The following is a 19,855-nucleotide window of genomic DNA, read 5'->3' on the forward strand; positions in this document are numbered from 1 at the left end:
CGTCCAGCGGACGCCGGGGTTTTTGCGTTTTATCCGTCAAAGGAACTGGCGGCTCAGTAGCCCACGATGAGGCCGTTTTCCATGGCGTAGAAGCTGGTGAGGCCCCGGCAGGACAGGATGGTTACATCCTTCACCGGCAGCTCCTTCAGCATCAGCTCCTTCAGCCGCAGCGCGCCGGTGAGATTCTCGCAGTGGGACAGCACCACCTCCGCGCCGGTGCAGTCCTTGCTGCCCTGCATGTGCTCCACAATGGACTGGTAGGTCTTGGCCTCGCCCCGGGCCTTGCCGCAGACGTGGATAGTGCCCTGGGCGGTGGCGTTGGCGATGACGTGGATGCCCAGGGTGTGGAGCAGGTTGCCCACCAGAGGGCGCATCCGGCCGTTTTTGATCAGGTTGTCGAAGCACTCCAGGGTGAACACGGTGCGCAGCGACGCCTGATAGGTCCGCAGCTGGTCGCACACCGCCTCAAAGTCCGGCTCATCCTCCGCCTCCAGCAATGCCTGGGCCTTCCGGACCAGCAGCACCATGGCGCCGGAGGTGCTCTTGGAGTCAATGACGCAGACCTTCTTCTCCGGGTGCTCCTCCAGCACCATGTTGCGGCCCATGACGGCGGCGTTGTAGGTGCCGGACAGGTTGGAGGAGATGGTGAAGCAGATGGAGCAGTCCGCCGTCTCAAAGGCCCGGGCAAAGGCGGCGGGGGAGGGGCAGGCGGTGCCGGAGGCGCTCTTCTCCGCCGCCATTTCCGCCAGCAGCATGGGGATGCTCAGCTCTGCGTTGTCCAGAAACTCCCGCTCACCCACGGTGATCCGCAGAGGGACCACCTCCAGGCTGACGCGGCCGGGCTGCAGGGCAGAGGCCTGCAGGTCGCAGCTGCTGTCGCAGACAATGTTGTAAGTCATAGGCAACTCCTTTATCCGACATATTTCCGTAAAATCTGTCAGGAATATGCTACCGCGCAGCGGGAAATTTGTCAATGGCAATCCGCCCGGCGACTTGACCGGCGGGGCGGCCCGTGATAAGATATGGTTCAATTTAGAACAATCAAAGGATCGGAGGACCCCTATGGATCAAAAGACCACAGACCTGTCTCAGGGAAGCGTGGGGCGGCTGCTGTTCCGCCTGGCGCTGCCCACCATCACCTCCCAGATCGTCAACATGCTCTACAATCTGGTGGACCGGGTGTACATCGGCCATATGCAGCCGGTGGACACCGTGGGCGCCCTGGCCCTCACCGGCCTGGGGGTGTGCCTGCCGCTGATTATGGTGGTGTCTGCCTTTGCGGCGCTGATGGCCATGGGCGGCGCGCCCCGGGCCTCCATTCAGGAGGGCCGGGGAGACCTGGCAGGGGCGGAGCGGATCATGGGCAACTGCTTCACCCTGCTCCTGTGCACCTCCCTGGTGCTGACGGTGCTCTTCCAGGCGCTGGCGGAGCCGCTGCTGCTGACCTTCGGCGCCAGCGCCAACACCATCGGCTACGCCCTGGACTACCTGCGGATCTACACCCTGGGCACGCTGTTCGTCCAGGTGACGCTGGGCATGAACGCCTTTATCACCGCCCAGGGCTTCACCACCGTCAGCATGCGGACGGTGCTCATCGGCGCGGGACTGAACATTGTGCTGGACCCCGTCTTCATCTTTGTGCTGAATATGGGGGTCCGGGGAGCGGCCCTGGCCACCATCCTCTCCCAGGCGGTGTCGGCGGCCTGGGTGCTGCGGTTTCTCACCGGCGGCAGGAGCAAGTGGCGGCTGCGGCGGGAGAACCTGCGGCCGCAGCCCAAGGTGTTCCTGCCCTGCATCGCCCTGGGTCTGGCGCCCTTCATCATGCAGTCCACGGAGAGCCTCATCGCCGTGTGCTTCAACTCCTCCCTGCTGAAATACGGCGGCGACCAGGCGGTGTGCGCCATGACGGTGCTCATCAGCCTGATGCAGTTCGTCATGATGCCCCTCCAGGGCCTGACCCAGGGGGCGCAGCCCATTGTCAGCTTCAACTACGGCGCCCGGAACGCCCGGCGGGTGCGGGCGGCGTACCGGTGCCTGCTGAGGTGCTGCGTGGTGTACTCCATGACCATGTGGACGCTGGCCCAGCTGTTTCCCCGGGTGTTCGTGTCCATTTTCAACAGCGACCCGGCCCTCATCGACTACGCCGCCTGGGCGCTGCGGATTTACATGGGTGCCACCGGCATCTTCGGCGTCCAGATCGCCTGCCAGCAGACCTTCATCGCCCTGGGCAACGCCAAGGCGTCGCTGTTTCTGGCCATTCTGCGGAAGATCATCCTGCTGGTGCCGCTGATCTATATTCTGCCCCATTTCTTCGCCGACAAGGTGTTCGCCGTGTTCCTGGCAGAGCCGGTGGCGGACCTCCTGGCGGTGTGCACCACCGCCGCCATGTTCTTCTTCCAGTTCCGGAAAACCATGGCGGAGCTGGAGAAATGACCAGCCCCGCCGGAAAAAGAAGAGCCTCCGTATGATTTCATCATACGGAGGCTTTTGCGTCTCTGTGAAAAGCGGTCAGCCGTCCACGGCCATCTCGAAGAACAGGTGGCCGCTGTGGGCGATGAGCCCGCCGATGGCCATGGCGGAGGTGCCGGCCAGCCGGAAGCCCAGCCGGGTGTACAGGGTGGCCGCGGGCGTGTTCTGGGCGCCGGTGTCCAGCCGCACCGCCTTACAGTGCAGCTGCTTCGCCCGGGCGATGACGTACCGCACCATCTCCCGGCCGATGCCCCGACCGGCTTTGGAGGGGCGGACGCACAGCAGATGAATCACCAGCACCTGCTCCGGCTCCGCCGGATACAGCCAGTCAATCTGCCGGTACTCCTCCGGCTGGGCGTGGTCGGCGATGATGCTGGCGAGAATGTCTCCCTCCTCCTCGCAGACGTACAGGGTGCCGGCGGCCAGGGCCGCTTCCGCCGTGGCCCGGGTGGGATAAACCCCCGCCTTCCACACGGTGTAGGCGCCGTGCTCCTGCTCGTGGCGCAGGTGCTCTTCGTAGCTTTCCTCAATCTGCCCGATGTCCCGGGCCTCCGCTTTCCGAATCATGATGTCCTCCCTGTGGTCAAAGCCGCCGTGTCTGTCAGTCCGATTATCCCACAGGCGCTGCCGGAAGTCAACCGCCCGGCGGTTACCGCAGGAAGAGGCGGATCAGCTTTTCGTGGAAGGGCCGGTAGGGCTGGTAGCGCATGGGCAGGTCCAGCCAGGTTTTCTTGTCCACCATGCTCTTGCGGTGGGAGAAAGTCTCAAAGCCCCGGCGGCCGTGGTAGGCCCCCATGCCGCTCTCCCCGCAGCCGCCGAAGCCCATGGCGGTGGTGGCCAGGTGGATGATGGTGTCGTTGACGCAGCCGCCGCCGAAGGCGCATCGCTCCTTCACCTGCCGGATGCGGCGCTTGTCGGAGGAGAAGAAATACAGCGCCAGCGGCGTGGGCCGCCGGGCCAGCAGGGGGAACAGGTCTTCAAAGCGCTCATAGGTCAGCACCGGCAGCACCGGCCCGAAGATTTCCTCCTGCATCACCGGGTCCTCCCAGGTCACGTCCCGCAGCACCGTGGGGGCGATGCGCAGGGATTCCGCCTCCGCCCGGCCGCCCAGAACGGTTTTCTCCTCGTCCAGCAGCCCCAGAACGCGGCGGAAGTGCTTTTCGCTGATGATGCGGCCGTAGTCGGGATTGGCCAGGGGGTCCTTCCCCAGCTGCCGCTCCGTCTCCTTCACGATTTCCCCCAGCAGCCGGTCCCGGATGCTCTCCGGACACAGCAGGTAGTCCGGCGCCACGCAGGTCTGGCCGCAGTTGAGGAACTTGCCGAACACAATGCGCCGGGCCGCCAGGGCCAGGTCCGCCGTCTCGTCCACAATGCAGGGGCTTTTGCCCCCCAGCTCCAGCGTCACAGAGGTCAGGTGCTCCGCCGCCCGGCGCAGCACCTCCTTCCCCACCGCCTGGGAGCCGGTGAAAAAGATGTGGTCGAATTTCTGGTCCAGCAGCCGCTGGTTCTCCGCCCGGCCGCCGGTCACCGGGAACACGTGCTCCGGCGGGAAGCACTCCGACAGCAGCTCCGCCATGACGGCGGAGGTGGCGGGGGAGTAGGCGCTGGGCTTCACCACGGCGGTGCAGCCTGCCGCCAGGGCGTCGATCAGCGGCCCCATGGTCAGCAGGAAGGGGTAGTTCCAGGGGCTCATAATCAGCACCACGCCCTTGGGGGAGGGCTTTACGAAGCTGCGGGAGGGAAACTGGGCCAGGGGGGTGGGGACGGTCCGCTCCCGGGCGTACCGGGGGACGCGGCGGAGCATATGGCTCAGCTCGCTGCGGACCATGCCGATTTCGCACATGTAGCCCTCAAAGCCGCTTTTGCCCAGGTCCGCCCGGAGGGCGGCGGCAATGTCCGCCTCCCGCCGCTCCACGGCGTCCTTCAGCCGCCTCAGGGCCCGGAGCCGGAAGTCAACAGGCAGGGTGTGCCCGCTTTGAAACCACGCCCGCTGCCGTTCCACGGCCTGCCGGATCTCCTGCTCGGTCAAGCTCCTCCCCTCCTTCCATCACTTTGTAGTAGAACATCTCCAGCTGTCCCGCGTCCCACAGCACCGGGACGGGGTACAGGGGATTGGCCTCCCGGTGGGCGTACCGGGCCAGGGCCGGAATGTCCTCCCGCCGGATCTCCGGCAGGGTGCGGGGGATGCCCATGCGGTAGTTCATGGCCCGGACGGCGGCCAGGAACCGCTCCGCTCCCGCCGCGTGGGACTCGCCGGCGTCGGAGATGCCGGCGGCCACTGCCAGCTCGTGGAGGGGCCGGTGGACGGCGGGGCCGTAGGCCTCCAGTACCACCGGCAGCAGCACCGCGTTGGCAAGGCCGTGGGGAATGTTGTACCGCCCGCCCAGGGAGTGGGCCACGGCGTGGACATAGCCCACGTAGGAGCGGGTGAAGGCTCGCCCTGCCAGATAGGCCGCCCGGGACATGCCCTGCCGGGCCTCCATGTCGCCGCCGTCCCGGTAGGCCCGCTCCACGTAGGCGAACACCAGACGGGTGGCCTCCAGGGCGTCGGAGCGGGTGTGGGCGGTGGTGGAGCGGCCAATGTAGGCCTCCACCGCGTGGGTCAGGGCGTCCATGCCGGTGGTGGCGGTGACCGCGGGGGGCAGGCTGCGGGTGACCTCCGGGTCCAGCACCGCGTACCGGGGGATCAGGGGAAAGTCGTTGATGGGGTACTTGTGGTGGGTTCCGGGGTCGGTGATCACCGCCGCCAGAGTGGTTTCGCTGCCGGTGCCGGCGGTGGTGGGCACGGCGATTAGCAGCGGAATGGGCCGCAGCACCTTCAGAATGCCCTCCATCCGCCGCAAAGGCTTCCGGGGCCGGGCCAGCCGGGCGCCCACGGCCTTGGCGCAGTCAATGGAGGACCCGCCGCCGAAGGCCACCAGAGCCTGACAGCCCTCCCGCAGGTACAACTCCCGGGCCTCCTCCACATTGTCCGCCGTGGGGTTGGAGGCGGTGCCGTCATACACGGTGCAGCCGATGCCCGCCTGGGGCAGCAGCTCCTCCAGGGCGGCGGTGAGTCCCCGGGAGCGGAGCTGGCGGTCCGTCACCAGCAGCACCCGCTCCACACCCCGGCCGCGCAGCACCTCCGGCAGCTGCCGGACGCTGTCCAGCGTCTCCGGGTCCCGGTAGGGCAGCAGGGGCAGCGCCAGCCACAGCACCCGCTGAAAGGCCCGGCAATAGAGTTTGTTGATCAGATTCATGCTTCGCTGTTCTCCTCGTACTTTCCGCACAGCTGCTGCAGATTGGCGGAAATCAGCAGCAGGGCGCGGTAGAATTCATTCCGCTGGGCATCCGTCAGGCTCTGGCCCGCCTCGTCCACAATGCGGCGGATGCTCCGGTCCACCCGGTCGGCGGCCTCCCGGCCCGCGTCCGTCAGCGTCAGGGGGCTGCGGTAGCGCCGCCCGGCGGCGGACCGGCAGGCCACCAGCCCCCGCTCCTCCAGATCCGCCACCGTCCGGGAGACGGCGGCCTTGTCCTCGTCGCACAGGGCGCACAGCTCCGCGGCGGTGAGGCCCTCCGGGTGATGGTTCAGCTGAAACAGGCAGGACACGTGGCCCCCCTTCAGCCCCATCTCCGTCATCTCCGCCGCCTTCAGCTTCTGGATGCAGCGGTAGATCTGGGAGATGGCGCCGGTGAAAATTTCAAATCGCTGTGTCATAGCGCCTCCTGGAAGATGTTGATAAAACAACATGAGTATAGCGGGGGAAAGTTGATTTGTCAACATTTTCCGTAAATATGGTGGGTTTCGCCGGATGCTTCAGAAAAAAACAGGGTTCCGGCAAAAGATTTTTCGGTTCGACAGACAGTGACGGTATTTTCCTTTTCTATAGACTATGATGTAGCTGTTCCCCCGCAATGGGGGAAGAGAAAGGAGAAACTTATGGAGAATTTGTCGAAAGAGTACCTGCTGCTGTTCAACGCCCTGACAGACGTGGAACGGGGGCTGCGGGAGCTGCGGGAGCGGATTGTGGCCGCCCAGCAGACGGCGGAGGAACTGTACATCAGCGGCGGAGAGCCGGACCCGGTGAAATCGTACTGAGCCGGAAGCGGAGGAAGCGGGGCGCAGCCCCGCTTCCTTGAGACTGTCGAAAAAGTGGCTTTGCCACTTTTTCGAGAAGACAGCAGCCTGCCGCGCGCACTCGCTGTCCGCTTTTAGCGGACAACTCGCACACGTGCAGACTGAGAAGTGTTTTTCCCGACGTACACGCCGCCGGGAAAAACGGATTTCATGTTTTTCGCACCTGCGGGTGCGAACTCTGCGAGGCTTTTTTGACAAGCTGGAGGAAGCGGGGCGCAGCCCCGCTTCCTTTTTCTGCGATTTGACACACAGCGCCCTTTCCGCTACAATGGGGACACACCCCGCATTCAGGCGGAATCTGCGGAACAGGGAGGGAAGACGGCGTGATCCGGGAAAATCAACGGCTGCTGAACCAGATCAACGTCCTGTGCGACGGCGTTGTGATTTTTTGCTCCATGCTGGTGGCCTACTGGCTGCGCTTCCATGTGATGACCGGCATCCGGGGCATCCCCTTCACGTGGTACCTGTGGCTGGCGGCGGCCGCCGTGGGGCTGGACCTGCTGGGCTTTGCCTGGGCGGGGCTGTACGCCTCCCACCGGGCCGTCCGGTTCCACCGGGAGGCGGCAAAAGTGCTCAGCGTCAACTCCATGGCCACGCTGGTGCTGATGGCGGGACTGTTTGTGTTCCGGCTGGAGCATATGTCCCGCTGGACGCTGGTGTTCTTCTTCCTCATCAGCGATTTTGCGCTGCTGTGCCGCCGGGCGGCGCTGCGGCTGATTCTGCGGCGATACCGCGCCCGGGGCTACAACCAGAAGCACGTCCTGCTGGTGGGGGACGGCCGCCAGGCCCGGCGGTATCTGCGGAAGGTCCGGGGCGACAGCCAGCTGGGCTATCAGGTGGACGGCTATGTGGCCCGGGAGGGCGGCTGGGAGGATGTCCCCTTCCTGGGGACGTATGACCGGCTGGAGGCGGTGCTGGACCGCCGCCGGCCCGACGAGGTGGTGGTGGCCATCCCGGCGGCGGACGAGGACCGGATGCCGGACATCATCTCCGCCTGCGAAAAGACAGGCACCAAGGCCTCCGTCATCCCCTTTTACGTGGAGTATATCCCCTCCAACCCCCAGGTGGACAATATCGACGGTCTGCCCATGATCAACCTGCGGCGGATTCCCCTGGACAACCTGGGCAACGCCTTCCTGAAGCGGGCTATGGACGTGGCGGGGGCGCTGGTGCTGATTGTGCTCACCTCGCCGCTGATGCTGTTTGCCGCCGTGGGGGTGAAGCTGTCCTCCCCCGGCCCGGTGATCTTCAAGCAGGAGCGGGTGGGCAAGGACAAAAAGACCTTCTATATGTACAAATTCCGCTCCATGCGGGTGAACGCCAGGGAGACCACCGGCTGGAGCACCGACAGCGACAGCCGCAAGACCCGGTTCGGCGCCCTGATCCGCAAGTGCTCCATTGACGAGCTGCCCCAGTTTTTCAACGTGCTGAAAGGGGACATGAGCCTGGTGGGCCCCCGGCCGGAGGTCCCCTACTACGTGGACCAGTTCAAGGAGGAGATCCCCCGCTACATGGTGAAGCACCAGGTGCGCCCCGGCATCACCGGCTGGGCCCAGGTCAACGGCTTCCGGGGAGACACCTCCATCCGGGGCCGCATCGAGCACGACCTGTACTACATTGAAAACTGGTCGCTGCTGTTTGACGTGAAGATTCTGCTGCGGACGGTGTTCAAGGTGGTGAACCCGGAGCGGCTGAAGTGAAAAAACGGTCCGCAGGCTATGCCTGCGGACCGTTCTGCTTTCAGGTAAAGCGGCTGTACGCGTGGTAACAGTCCAGGCACAGCGGCACGCCGTTCTCCAGGCGGATGTAATTCTCCGCCGCCGTCTCGCCGCACTTCCCGCACACCACGGAGCGGAAAACGCGGGCCGGCTCCGGCAGAGGCGGCGCCGCCTTGCGGTCGAACAGCTCCGCCGGCTCCCGGCTCAGCAGCCAGTCCATGCTCTTGCCCCTGGCCATGGGCGGCCGGGGCCGCAGCACCAGCCGGACGGACTTCCCGCTTTTGCGGTGGTAGAAGGAGAAGGCCTGCTTGCCCCGGAGACGGAACAGCAGATTCCCCTTTCCCACGGTGCAGCCCAGCACCGCCTGGATGGCGTCCACGCCGCAGGCGTCGCACTCCGCCACGCACACCAGCTCCTCGTCTCCGGCCCGGTCCGCCTCCAGCAGCTCCATGGCCAGCCGGGCGGCCTGAAAGCCGATGGCCAGCCCGCCGCAGCGGTGGCCGTGGAACGCCGCGCAGCGTTCCCAGAGCGCCTGTTTTTCGTCCATGGGGATTTCTCCTTTCAAAGTCCCAGAGCGGTGAGCAGCAGGTAGTAGCCGGTGATCACCACCAGAAAAATCAGAACCGGGAGGATGGTTTTCCGGATAAACGCCGTCATGGGGACGCCGAAATCCTGGCAGGCCACAGCCATGCACAGGTGGGTGGGGGAGAGCTGGGAGGCGCCCCAGGAGAAGCCCACCAGCAGCACCAGCAGAGAGGCGCCGCCGGGCAGGGCGGCAAAGGCCAGGGGCGTGAAGGCGGTGCCGGCGGCGGTGGAGCTGCCCACCAGCGTGCCGAAGAAGAACAGCAGCGCCAGCGTCAGGAAGGTGGGAATGGGCAGCCGGGCGAAGTAGTCCGGCAGCCGGTCGATGACGCCGGTGGCCACCAGCACCTCCTTGAATACGAAAATGGAAATCATGCCCACGGTGATTTTCCAGTCGAAGCCCCGGACCAGGGTCCGGCGGACCTCCGACGGAGAGAAGCGGTCCGTGCGGAAGTTCACCGCCGTCACAAGGGCCGTGGCCAGGGAGGCCGGCAGGCCGAAGATCAGAATGACGGCGATGATGGCCGCGATGGTCCACAGGCTGCGCAGCAGCAGCCGCAGGCTCTCCGCCTTTCCGGCGGCGCGCTCCGGCACTGACCGGGGAATCCGCCGCAGGTAAACGGCGAATCCGATGGCCACCAGCACCGCCGCCATGGGCAGCATAACCGCCACGAAGGAGGCCATGGGAACGCCGCTGAGGCTGGTGACGATGAGGATGATGGAGAAGGTGGGCAGGAAGCCTTCGGGGATGTGGCGGAAGAAGCTGGCGCAGGCGGCCTTTTCCGCCGGTGTCAGATGGTCCCCCGCCATGTTGTCAATGATCCTGCCGCAGATGGTGACGGCGGGAGCGGCGGGCATGGTGCCGATGAACACGCTGGCTAGGGCGGCGTTGAGCCGCTGATCGTGGAACAGCCCCGCCATGGCCCGCTGGGCGTTTTCCAGATGGCGGCGGTGGTCCAGAGACACCTGCAGCACGGAGATGACGTACATGGCCAGCACCACGTCCCAGGTGTCCCAGCCGGTGAGGGCCTTCGCCGCGGCTGCGGCGAAGGCTGCCGGGGGAATGGCGAACAGCGCCAGCGTCACGGCGGTGCCGGCCAGCATGCCGGCGTACAGGGGGAGACGGCGGTTCAGCACCGCCAGAATCACGAAAAAGACAACGGCGACTTTGATCAGTTCCACGGGATGTACTCCTTTACAGGCCCAGGGCGCTCAGCAGCAGATAGTAGCCCATCAGAATCACCGCGTAAATCACCACCATGGGCAGCATCTTCCGGATAAACGCCCCCAGGCTGACGTGGAAGTCCTCGGCGGCGATGGAGATGCAGATGTGAACCGGGGACATCTGGCTGGCGGCGTAGGAGAAGCCCATCAGCAGCACCAGCAGCGCCACGCCGCCGTGGAGCATGCTGAAGGCCAGGGGGATGAAGGCGCTGGTGACGGCGTTGGCGCTGGCCACCATGGTGCCGAAGAAGAACAGCAGCGCCATGGTCAGGAAGGCGGGCAGGGGCAGCAGGGCGAAGTAGTCCGGCAGCACCTCCACCACGCCGGTGGCCATCAGCACGTCCTTGAAGATGAACACGGCAAAGGTGCCCATGGTTGTTTTCAGAGGCAGGGACCTGGTGAGGGCGGTGCGGATGTCCGCCGGGGAGAACCTGTCCACGAAGAAATTCACCACTGCAATGACGCTGACCGCCAGCCAGGCCGGCAGGTCGAAGGCGATGATGACGACGATGGCGGTGAAGATGGTCCACAGGCTGCGGGCCAGCACCTTCAGGTTTTCCCGCCGGCTGCCGTGGTCCCCGGTGTCCGGCGCCAGGGGGATTCTCCGCAGGTACACCGCGAAGCCGATGGCCACCAGCACCACCGCCATGGGCAGAATGGCGGTCACAAAGGCGGACACGGCCACGCCGCTGAGGGTGGTGGCGATGATGATCTGGGTGTAGGTGGGCAGGACGCCCTCGGGAATGTGGCGGTAGAAGCTGGCGCAGGCGGCCTTTTCCGCCGGCGTCAGGTGGTCCCCCGCCATGTCATCAATGATCCTGCCGCAGATGGTGACGGCGGGGGCGGCGGGCAGCATGCCGATGAACACGCTGGCCAGGGCGGCGTTGAGCCGCTGGTCCCGGAACAGCCCGTTCATGGCCTCCTGGGCGTGGGTCAGGTGCTGCCGCTCCTTCAGACAGAACTGCAGAATGGCGATGACGTAAAAGGCGATGACCACCTGCAGGGTGGACCAGCTGGCGACGGAGCGCCACGCGATGGCGCCCACCTCCGGCAGGGGCAGGCCGAAGAGCACCGCCAGCACCGCCGTGCCGGCCAGCATGCCGGCGTACAGCGGGAATTTCAGATTCAGTACCGTCAGAATCACCGCGAAGGCCGCGGCGACTTTCATGAGTTCCATAGGGGTTGTCCTCCTTGCTCCTGTGCCGCCGGACGGGGAAGGGGATCGGCGCTGCCGGCGGTGTTCAGCGCAGATTCAGGGGGCCGGCGGCCTTCTCCGCGGCGGCAACCACTTCGCCGCTGTGGATCAGGTTCCGGATGGTCTCCAGATGGGGATGGAGGTACATGTCCTCCTCCATGACGGGCACGTGCTGCCCCACCAGCGCCAGCACGGCGGCGGTGCCCCTGCCCCGGCGGAGGCCGGCGTCCAGGAACTGCTGGGCCTGATAGCCGCTCATCAGCTCAATGGTCAGCACGTATTCCAGCAGCCGGGCGGCCTCCTGAGCCTTGCGGCAGGCGTTGTAGCCCATGGACACGTAGTCCTCCTGGTTGCCGCTGGTGGTGACGTTGTCGATGACGGCGGGGGTGGCCAGCATCCGCAGCTCGTTCAGCAGTCCCGCCTGGGAGTACTGGGGAATCATCAGCCCGGAGTTCAGCCCCGGCCGCTTCACCAGGTAGCTGGGGTAGCCGGACAGGTTGTTGTCAATGAAGCGGGTGTTCCGCCGCTCCGACATCTTGGCCAGGTACGCCGCCGCGATGCAGCAGGAGTCCATCTCCAGCCCCTGGTAGCCGGCGTCGGGGTTGCCGTTGGACAGGGTGTCCCCATCGTCGCTGCTGGGGAAGAAAATGGGGTTGTCGCAGCAGGCGTTCAGCTCCGTCTCAACCACCCGCAGGGCGTCCCACAGGGTCTTTTTCACCGCACCGTGGGCCTGGGGGATGCACCGCAGGGACAGGGCGTCCTGCACGTGGCTGTTTTTGTACTTTTCCACCACCTGGGAGCCCTGCAGCAGATTCAGCAGGTTTCTGGCGGTGGCCGCCTGCTCCGGCTCCGGACGCACCGCCATGATCCGGGGATCATAGGCCCGGGTCAGGCCCCGCAGGGCCTCCAGGGACACGGCGGCGATGGCGTCCGCCGCCTTGACGCAGTTGAGAAGATCGTAAATGGCCAGCGCCGCCAGGGCGGTGGGGGAGAGGGTGCCGTTGATGAGGGCCAGGCCCTCCTTGTAGCTGAGGGTCACGGGGGTCAGCCCCGCCTGACGCAGCGCCTCGCCGCCCTCGTACTCCCGGCCGTTGAACACGGCCCGGCCGCCGCCGATGGCCACCATGGCCACGTGGGCCTCCGTGGAGAGGTACCCCACGGAGCCGTGCCCCGGCACCACCGGGGTCACGCCCCGGTTCAGCATGTCCCGGTACAGCTCCAGCAGCTCCGCCCGCACGCCGCTGACGCCCTTGCCCAGGGCGGAGAGCACCATCAGCATCATGGCCCGGACGCTCTCCTCCTCCAGCGGCTCGCCCACGGCGGTGGAGTGGGTGAGGATGATGTTCCGCTGCAGCTTCTCCGCGTCCCGGGGCGGAATCATCCGGGACACCAGGGAGCCGAAGCCGGTGGTGGTGCCGTACATCACCCGCTCCTCGGCCACCCATTTTTCCACCAGCTGACGGTAGCGGCTCACCCGCTCCACGTACTCCGGGGAAAACTCCACCTTGGCGTGGTGACGGGCCACCGCCAAAAACTCTGTCAGACTCAGGGACCCGCCAAGACGGACCTTGCCGGAAACGAAATTCTCCATGTGAGAATACCTCCTTGCCGCAGCTTTTCTGCCGCGTTGGAAAAACTGAACACCATAATCCCTAGCAAATTTCTTTCCAGCCGGAAAGACGGCAAAACTGGGGGAAAAGCGGGACTTTTCCCGGCATCGGGCTGCAATGACTCTTTGCACTGCAAAAATTGATTGCGCTTTCCGGCGCCGTCTGGTATAGTGAACGGCAGAGAGAACGAAAGGAAGGGAACAGGATGCAGCTGAATATGCGGCTTTTCGACCTGCTTTTGACCGTGGACCCGGATGGCAGCATTTACTCCATGGAGTGGAAGGATCAGCAGATCAACCGTTTCCCGGGGACGGCACTGCGCCTTTTGGCGCCCGGCGGCAATTTGTTTACTGCGCTGGATATCCGGCCGGACGAGGAAAACGGCGCTTTCCGGGTGAACGATGAGCTGTTTGGCTTTGACCGGTTCTCCCGGCAGGGAATGTACTATTATCTCATCAAAAGCTGGAACTGTCAAAGAGAGCTGCTGAAAGCGGCGCTGGATACGGTGCAGGAGGGCATTCAGGTTTACGATTCCCACGCCTGCGCCGTCTATTTCAACAAGACCAGCCGCGCCATGTCCGGGCTGGAGGACGTGCCCATCGAGGGGAAGCACCTGCTGGACCTGTACCCGGCCCTCAGCGGCGGCAACAGCACGCTGCTGACAACGCTGCGGAGCCGGAAGCCGGTGTATTACCTGTTCGATGACTATACCAGCGTCACCGGAAAGCGCATCGCCACCATCAACACCGGCTATCCGCTGATGGCCGGCAGCGTCCTGGTGGGGGCGGTGGTGTTCGAGCAGGACGTGGCCATTGTGCAGGACAAGCTGCAGCAGCTGGAGAGAATGAAAGCCGCCCTGATGGAGCAGGGCGGGGGACAGAGCCGCCGCGGCGGCAGCTATACCTTTGCCGACATTGTGGGCCACAGCGACTCGCTGCGGCGGGTGGTGGAGGTGGCGGAGCGGGTATCCCTCCGGGACGGCAACGTGCTGCTGGTGGGAGAGACCGGCACCGGCAAGGAGCTGTTCGCCCAGAGCATCCACGCCGCCAGCCCCCGGAAAAACGGGAAGTTCGTGTCCATCAACTGCGCCGCCGTACCGGACACCCTCATCGAGGGCATGCTCTTCGGCACCACCAAGGGCGCCTTCACCGGCAGCGTGGAGAAGCCGGGCCTTTTTGAAGAGGCCCGGGACGGCACGCTGTTTCTGGATGAGCTGAACTCCATGAGCCTTGCCATGCAGTCCAAGATCCTGCGGGTGCTGCAGGAGGGAACCTTCCGCCGGGTGGGCGGGACGAAGGACCTTCACACCAACGCCCGCATCATCTCCGCCTGCAACGAGGACCCCTATCAGATGATGGAGGGCAGCCGGCTGCGCCAGGACCTGTTCTACCGCATCGCCACCATCCTGATCCGCATCCCGCCGCTGCGGGAGCGGGTGGAGGACATTGAGGAGCTGGCCTATCACCACCTGCAGGAGAACGCCGCCCGGTACGCCCTGGGGGGCCAGAAGCTGGCGCCGGAGACGCTGGAGCTGCTGCGGCGGTACAGCTGGCCCGGCAATATCCGGGAGCTGAACCACGCCATGGACTACGCCCTGAACGTGTGCAGCGGGGAGACGCTGCTGCCGGAGCACCTGCCGGAGACGGTGACCGGCCGGGACCAGACGGCGCCGGAACGGCTCCCCGCGCCGGAACGCCCCGGCGGCGAGCCTGCCCTGGGCCGCCTGCAGGACCTGATGGATGACTATGAGTGCCTGGTGGTGAAAACGGCCCTGCGCAGCTGCCAGGGCAACATCTCCAAGGCGGCGGCGCTGCTGGACATCAAGCGCCAGAGCCTGCAGTACCGCATCCATAAGTACAATATCGTCATCTGATCATAGGGAAGAAGCACGCCGGAAACGGCGTGCTTCTTCCCTCTTGATGGAAGCCTCCCTGAGCTTGCGCCTTCGGGGGCTTTTTCAGTCCCGGTAAATGGCCGACACGGGACAGGATTCCAGTGCCTCCTGGGCCTTGGCCCCCTGGCCCGGCCCGGGCTGGTTCACGGCTTTCGCCACGCCGTCCTCCGTCATGGAGAACACGTCCCCGGCGATGCCGGTGCACAGTCCGCAGCCGATGCACACCTGCGGGTCCACGCGATATGCCATGGTGGAGCGTTCCCTCCTTTCCTGAAAGCTGGGATTATTGTACCCGCTTTCCGGCAGATTCACTCCTGAGACAGCACCCTGCCGTCCAGACTCAGCACCACGGTGCGGCAGGGAAGGTCCTTGCCGCAGCCCCGCACCGCCCGCTTCACGGCATTTTCCAGCCCGCCGCAGCAGGGCACCTGCATCCGCACCACCGTGACGCCACGGATGGGGTTGGAGCGCAGGATGGCGGTGAGCTTTTCGGCGTAGTCCACCCCGTCCAGCTTGGGACAGCCGATGAGGGTGGTGCGCCCGGCCATGAACTGCCGGTGGAAGCTGCCGCAGGCAAAGGCGGAGCAGTCCGCTGCCACCAGCAGCTCCGCGTCCTGAAAGCAGGGAGCGGTCACCGGCGTCAGCTTCAGCTGCACCGGCCACTGGCTGAGGCAGCTTCCGCTTTCCGGAGCCGCCGGGACGGGGGCCGCCTGCCCCAGGGTCTGCACCCGGCTGCCGGGACAGCCGCCGCCGCGGGCCGCCTGCCGCTGCTTCACCGCCGCCTCGTCATAGGCCGCCGCCTCCCGCTCCACAAAGGTGATGGCCCCGGTGGGGCAGGCGGGCAGGCAGTCGCCCAGCCCGTCGCAGTAGTCGTCCCGCAGCAGCCGGGCCTTGCCGTCCACCATGCCGATGGCGCCCTCGTGGCAGGCTGCCGCGCACCGGCCGCAGCCGTTACACTTCTCTGTATCAATCTGAATGATTCTCCGAATCATGAAAAAACCTCCTGTTTGCTGTAGGGTTGGCTCCATTATCCGCCGGAGTGCCGCAATGCGCTGTTGCATATGCACCAAAGCCGGAAATTCCCGCCGGGAAAGTTCTGCCTCGGGCCACAGAAATTACCACACGGTTTGATACGAATTGTTTACAGATTGTCATTTACTCGGATGGGGAAGTGTGCTATCCTTGGTGGAGTTATGCAAACCACCCTTGCGAGTGAATGGAGGAACCTATGAACCGATTTCTGCGCCGAGCCACATCCGCATTGCTGACCCTGGCCCTGACGGTGCCGCTGCTGGCGGCGCCGGCCGCCGCGTCCTACGCCCTGGGGGAGGACCTGCTGCAAAAGGACGTGGAGGTGAACGAGGGCACGCTGCTGTCCAGCAATGTGTTCTGGAGCACCTCCAGATCCGACCTGCGGCAGGAGAACCTGATCACCTACACCCCCAACGGCGAGGTGACTCCTGTGGTCACCTACGGCGACACCCTCACCAGCTGCCTCACCGTGGGCGCCGCCGCCAAAGCGCTGGAGGAGCAGGGCTACCGGGTGGCTGCGGGCGTCAACGGCGACTTCTACAACGTGTCCACCGGCCTGCCCATCGGCCTGGTGGTGTCGGAGGGGGAGCTGAAAAGCTCTGACGGCGGCTACTACGCCATCGGCTTCCGGGCCGACGGCACCGCCATTCTGGGCAAACCCGCCGTGTCCGTCAGCGCCGATCTGGGCTACGCCCGCACCGACGAGTACGGCTACGAGACCCAGGTGGCGCGGAAGATCGCCGGGGTCAACAAGGCCCGGGTGTCCTCCGGCGGCATCTACCTCTATACATACGACTTCAACGCCCGCCATACCACCGGCAACACCGAGCCGGGAGTGGACGTGATCTGCTCCGTGGAGGAGGGAAGGCTCTCCATCGGCGAGACGGTGACCCTGCGGGTGGAGCAGGTGGCGCAGGCCTCCGCCGCCACCGCCATTGAACCGGGCCAGGTGGTGCTGTCCGTCAACGCCAAAAGCGACTCCTACTACGTGGATGCTCTGGCGGAGGAGACGGAGGGGAACACCATCACCCTCACCATCACCGGAAACGAGGGCTGGGAGGACGTGGAGTACGCCGTGGGCGCCCTGTACTCCCTGCTGAGCGACGGCGTGGTGGCCTCCGGGCTGTCCAATGACGCCGGCCCCCGTACCGCCGTGGGCCAGAAGGCCGACGGCACCCTGGTTTTCTACACCATTGACGGCCGCCAGTCCGGCCACTCCATCGGCGCGTCGCTGACCCAGGTGGCGGAGCGGCTGGCGGAGCTGGGCTGCGTCAACGCCCTGTGCCTGGACGGCGGCGGCTCCACTACCCTGGCCGTCACGGAGCCGGACAGCGTGACGGCCGGAACGGTGAACAGCCCCTCCGGCGGCGCTCAGCGGTCCGTGTCCAACCACATCTTCCTGGTCTCCACCGCCCGGCCCTCCGGCAGGCTGAGCCACTTCTACGTGGACCCGGAGAGCCGCTGCGTGCTGGCGGGCAGCAGCGTCACCGTCAATATCAACGCCGTGGACACCCGCTACATCCCCATGGACAGCAGCTTCAGCGCCTCCGCCTCCGCCGGCGAGCTGGAAAAGCTGCCGGATAAGCGGGAGTACGGCGCCGCCTACCGGCTCACCACCCCCGCCGAGGGGGGCGACGTCACCGTCACCGCCTCGAAAAGCGGCAAGGAGGGCTCCGCGGTGGTCACCGCCGTGGTGACGCCGGACGCCATCACCGTGAAAAACGGCTCCACCGCCATCTCCAGCCTGACCATCAGCCCCGGCACCACCCTGAAGCTGACGGCCTCCGCCATCTACAACCACCTGCCTCTGCAGGCGGACGACAACGCCTTTACCTGGTACTATGACGGCACCGGCGCCGACGTGGCGGCGGACGGCACCGTCACTGCCGCCGCTCCCGGCGAGGGCATCCTCACCGTGTCCGCCGGGGACCGGTCCGTCACCATCCCCGTCACCGTGTCCCGCATCCCGCTGCAGACCCTGGAGGACTTTGAGGAGGGCGCTCCCACCTCCGGCGACGGCACCTTCGGCGTGACCCTTGACACCGTCTCCGGCGCCAACGATGTGAAGCTGGGCCGTCAGTCCGGCAAGCTGAGCTACACCCTGGGGGCCGACGGCACCGCCGAGGTGTTCTTTGACCGGCCCTATCCCGTCAGCGCCGCCTACTCCCAGCTGAACCTGTGGCTGCGGGGCGACGGCTCCGGCAACGGCCTGTACCTGCTGACCAGCGACGGCAGCACTGTCAGTGCCACGGAGATCTGCGGCCTCACCTTCGATGAGTGGGTCCAGACCGTGACGCCGCTGCCCGCCGGCACCTCCGCCATCGTGGGCATCCGGGTGACGGGCACCCCCGAGTACGTGGAGGATGAGCTGGGCCAGGAGATGGTCACCTATCCCAACGGCTCCGGAACGCTGTATCTGGACCAGCTCACCGCGTCCTACAGCGGCCTGGTGGACCAGCGGGTGCCGGTGATCACCGCCGAGATGACGGAGGGAACCCTCTCCGCCCGGATCAGCGATGACGGAGACGGCGCTATCCCCAAAGCAAACGTCTCCGTCACCTGTGACGGCAAGGCCCTCAGCTTTACCTACGACGAAAAGACCGGCAAGCTCACCGCCGTGCTGCCGGAGGCCGACGGCGCCGCCCACCGGGTGACGGTGACGGCCCGGGACGCCAGCGGCAACATGGGCCGCGCCTCCTGCGACATCCCGGTGGGGGAGGACTACGTCCCCGGCTTCACCGACACCCAGGATTACTGGGCGGCCCACTATGTGGATTACCTGTACGCCGCCGGCATCACCACCGGCTACGCCGACGGCACCTTCCGCCCCAACCAGAACATCACCCGCCAGCAGTTCGCCGTGATGCTGTTCCGGTATCTGGGACTGAACGAGAGCGACTACGAGGATTTGAGCCTGCCCTTTGCGGATAACGCCCAGATCGCCGACTACGCCCGCACCGCCGTGAAGGCCCTGTACTCCCTGGGGGTCATCGGCGGCACGGAGAAAAACGGAAAGCTGTACTTCAACCCCGGCGGCAGCCTCACCCGGGCCCAGGCTGCGGCCATGATCGGCCGCACCCAGGAGAAGGGCTATGACGAGGCGGAGCTGACCTTCGCCGACGGGGCGGCCATCCCCGCCTACGCCGCCCCCTACATCCGCACCATGGCGGCCCAGGGGATCATCGGCGGCTACACCGACGGCACCTTTAAGCCCTCCGCCAACATCACCCGGGGCCAGATGGCCAAGATCCTGTTCAACCTGCGGTAAACGCGCAAAAAGAGATCCCCGCCGAAACGGCGGGGAGTCCGTAAGACAGTGAAACACGAAAGGCGTGACCATGAAGGTCACGCCTTTCGTGTTAAGAGGATCGCCGCGAAGCGGTGCAAGGGATACCCTTCCTTGTCAGGAACGCAGCGGCTGTCCGATAAACCAGAGGTTACGGCATGGGCTGAGGCATCTGTTGTCCCCACATGATTGCAAGCCAAACAATAAATGCCAAATAAATGCCTGTTACAATCAATGCAGTAACAGTAAGCCCCTTTTGTAAACGATTCAGCGATTTGCGCTTAAATATCAACAATGCTCCACAAAAGAAAAAAATCAATGTCCCAATAACCATCGTAACTTCATTAACCAAAATTTCTGAAAAACTGATTCCAGATGTCATACCTGCTCCTCCGCAACTTCCGATTTGCAGGGCTGTCCGGCTTCATAGTATCATGCGGCGGAATAAACCGCAATAACAGCCGCGGCAGTTTGTACTGCCGCGGCTGCTGGTGACTGTCCCGCGAATCCCGCCCTTTCGGCGGGGACTCTTTTTTGCCTGCTGTTACTTCCCGTCGCTCTCCAACAGCGCCTTGGCGCTGGCGGCCATGCCGGCCAGCCCCTGCAGCTCGCTGGGGATGATGATCTTGGTGGCCTTGCCGTCGGCGATCTTCTGCATGGCCTCCAGGGCCTTCAGCTTCACCACCTGGTCGTTGGGGGCGGACTCGTTCAGCAGCTTCAGCGAGTCG

The 19,855-nt window shown here is 65.3% G+C and carries 17 protein-coding genes and 1 pseudogene; 5 read left to right on the top strand and 13 right to left on the bottom strand.

Annotated features, from left to right (window positions below):
* Positions 1 to 53: 53 nt before the first annotated feature.
* Positions 54 to 899: a DegV family protein gene (locus tag SOX55_RS09970; RefSeq protein WP_325287301.1), complete on the bottom strand. Its 846-nt coding sequence runs from the start codon at positions 897 to 899 to the stop codon at positions 54 to 56.
* Positions 900 to 1,062: 163 nt separating this feature from the next.
* On the opposite strand from SOX55_RS09970, the gene SOX55_RS09975 reads away from it, so the two are divergent.
* A complete protein-coding gene (locus SOX55_RS09975; protein ID WP_325287302.1) occupies positions 1,063 to 2,433 on the top strand; it encodes an MATE family efflux transporter in 1,371 nt (456 codons plus the stop codon).
* A gap of 75 nt (positions 2,434 to 2,508) precedes the next feature.
* On the opposite strand, the gene SOX55_RS09980 is transcribed toward SOX55_RS09975, so the two are convergent.
* From SOX55_RS09980 to SOX55_RS09995, 4 genes are all read right to left on the bottom strand, one after another.
* Complete coding sequence (locus tag SOX55_RS09980; RefSeq protein WP_325287303.1) at positions 2,509 to 3,036, bottom strand: GNAT family N-acetyltransferase; 528 nt, start codon at positions 3,034 to 3,036, stop codon at positions 2,509 to 2,511.
* A gap of 82 nt (positions 3,037 to 3,118) precedes the next feature.
* Positions 3,119 to 4,498 carry an aldehyde dehydrogenase gene (locus SOX55_RS09985; protein WP_325287304.1) on the bottom strand — a complete coding sequence of 460 codons (1,380 nt, stop codon included), beginning with the start codon at positions 4,496 to 4,498 and terminating at the stop codon, positions 3,119 to 3,121.
* Positions 4,422 to 5,708: an iron-containing alcohol dehydrogenase gene (locus tag SOX55_RS09990; RefSeq protein WP_325287305.1), complete on the bottom strand. Its 1,287-nt coding sequence runs from the start codon at positions 5,706 to 5,708 to the stop codon at positions 4,422 to 4,424. Before SOX55_RS09990 ends, SOX55_RS09985 begins: the two co-directional genes overlap by 77 nt.
* Entirely contained in the window at positions 5,705 to 6,166 is a 462-nt protein-coding gene (locus SOX55_RS09995) for a MarR family winged helix-turn-helix transcriptional regulator (RefSeq protein WP_325287306.1), read from the bottom strand. The genes SOX55_RS09990 and SOX55_RS09995 overlap by 4 nt, the downstream gene beginning before the upstream one ends.
* A 222-nt stretch (positions 6,167 to 6,388) precedes the next feature.
* Between SOX55_RS09995 and SOX55_RS10000 the strand changes: the two genes are divergently transcribed.
* Together SOX55_RS10000 and SOX55_RS10005 are read left to right on the top strand one after the other, a co-directional pair.
* Positions 6,389 to 6,547, top strand: a complete 159-nt coding sequence (locus tag SOX55_RS10000) for a hypothetical protein (RefSeq protein WP_325287307.1) — start codon at positions 6,389 to 6,391, stop codon at positions 6,545 to 6,547.
* Positions 6,548 to 6,909: 362 nt separating this feature from the next.
* Complete coding sequence (locus SOX55_RS10005; RefSeq protein WP_325287308.1) at positions 6,910 to 8,286, top strand: undecaprenyl-phosphate glucose phosphotransferase; 1,377 nt, start codon at positions 6,910 to 6,912, stop codon at positions 8,284 to 8,286.
* Positions 8,287 to 8,326: 40 nt separating this feature from the next.
* Here SOX55_RS10005 and SOX55_RS10010 read toward each other — a convergent pair whose 3' ends face one another.
* The 4 genes from SOX55_RS10010 to SOX55_RS10025 all read right to left on the bottom strand — a co-directional run bounded on the left by SOX55_RS10010 (position 8,327) and on the right by SOX55_RS10025 (position 12,896).
* Complete coding sequence (locus SOX55_RS10010; RefSeq protein WP_325287309.1) at positions 8,327 to 8,851, bottom strand: FmdE family protein; 525 nt, start codon at positions 8,849 to 8,851, stop codon at positions 8,327 to 8,329.
* 14 nt (positions 8,852 to 8,865) lie between these two features.
* Positions 8,866 to 10,068 carry a DUF401 family protein gene (locus tag SOX55_RS10015; protein ID WP_325287310.1) on the bottom strand — a complete coding sequence of 401 codons (1,203 nt, stop codon included), beginning with the start codon at positions 10,066 to 10,068 and terminating at the stop codon, positions 8,866 to 8,868.
* A gap of 13 nt (positions 10,069 to 10,081) precedes the next feature.
* Entirely contained in the window at positions 10,082 to 11,287 is a 1,206-nt protein-coding gene (locus SOX55_RS10020; protein ID WP_325287311.1) for a DUF401 family protein, read from the bottom strand.
* 64 nt (positions 11,288 to 11,351) lie between these two features.
* Positions 11,352 to 12,896 carry an HAL/PAL/TAL family ammonia-lyase gene (locus tag SOX55_RS10025; RefSeq protein ID WP_325287312.1) on the bottom strand — a complete coding sequence of 515 codons (1,545 nt, stop codon included), beginning with the start codon at positions 12,894 to 12,896 and terminating at the stop codon, positions 11,352 to 11,354.
* A gap of 224 nt (positions 12,897 to 13,120) precedes the next feature.
* On the opposite strand from SOX55_RS10025, the gene SOX55_RS10030 reads away from it, so the two are divergent.
* Positions 13,121 to 14,788: a sigma-54 interaction domain-containing protein gene (locus SOX55_RS10030; protein WP_325287313.1), complete on the top strand. Its 1,668-nt coding sequence runs from the start codon at positions 13,121 to 13,123 to the stop codon at positions 14,786 to 14,788.
* Between the two features lie 84 nt (positions 14,789 to 14,872).
* Here SOX55_RS10030 and SOX55_RS10035 read toward each other — a convergent pair whose 3' ends face one another.
* A complete protein-coding gene (locus tag SOX55_RS10035; protein WP_325287314.1) occupies positions 14,873 to 15,058 on the bottom strand; it encodes a ferredoxin in 186 nt (61 codons plus the stop codon).
* Between the two features lie 59 nt (positions 15,059 to 15,117).
* A complete protein-coding gene (locus SOX55_RS10040) occupies positions 15,118 to 15,801 on the bottom strand; it encodes an ATP-binding protein (RefSeq protein WP_325287315.1) in 684 nt (227 codons plus the stop codon).
* Positions 15,802 to 16,037: 236 nt separating this feature from the next.
* Between SOX55_RS10040 and SOX55_RS10045 the strand changes: the two genes are divergently transcribed.
* Positions 16,038 to 19,109 (top strand): S-layer homology domain-containing protein, encoded by a 3,072-nt coding sequence (locus tag SOX55_RS10045; protein ID WP_325287316.1) that lies wholly within the window; start codon positions 16,038 to 16,040, stop codon positions 19,107 to 19,109.
* Positions 19,110 to 19,278: 169 nt separating this feature from the next.
* On the opposite strand, the gene SOX55_RS10050 is transcribed toward SOX55_RS10045, so the two are convergent.
* Both SOX55_RS10050 and SOX55_RS10055 read right to left on the bottom strand, forming a co-directional pair.
* Positions 19,279 to 19,509, bottom strand: a complete 231-nt coding sequence (locus SOX55_RS10050) for a hypothetical protein (RefSeq protein ID WP_325287317.1) — start codon at positions 19,507 to 19,509, stop codon at positions 19,279 to 19,281.
* A gap of 162 nt (positions 19,510 to 19,671) precedes the next feature.
* Positions 19,672 to 19,855, bottom strand: a pseudogene (locus SOX55_RS10055) (SPFH domain-containing protein); the annotation flags it as partial.

Source organism: Dysosmobacter sp. (assembly GCF_034093755.1).
In the GTDB taxonomy this organism is placed as follows: domain Bacteria; phylum Bacillota; class Clostridia; order Oscillospirales; family Oscillospiraceae; genus Oscillibacter.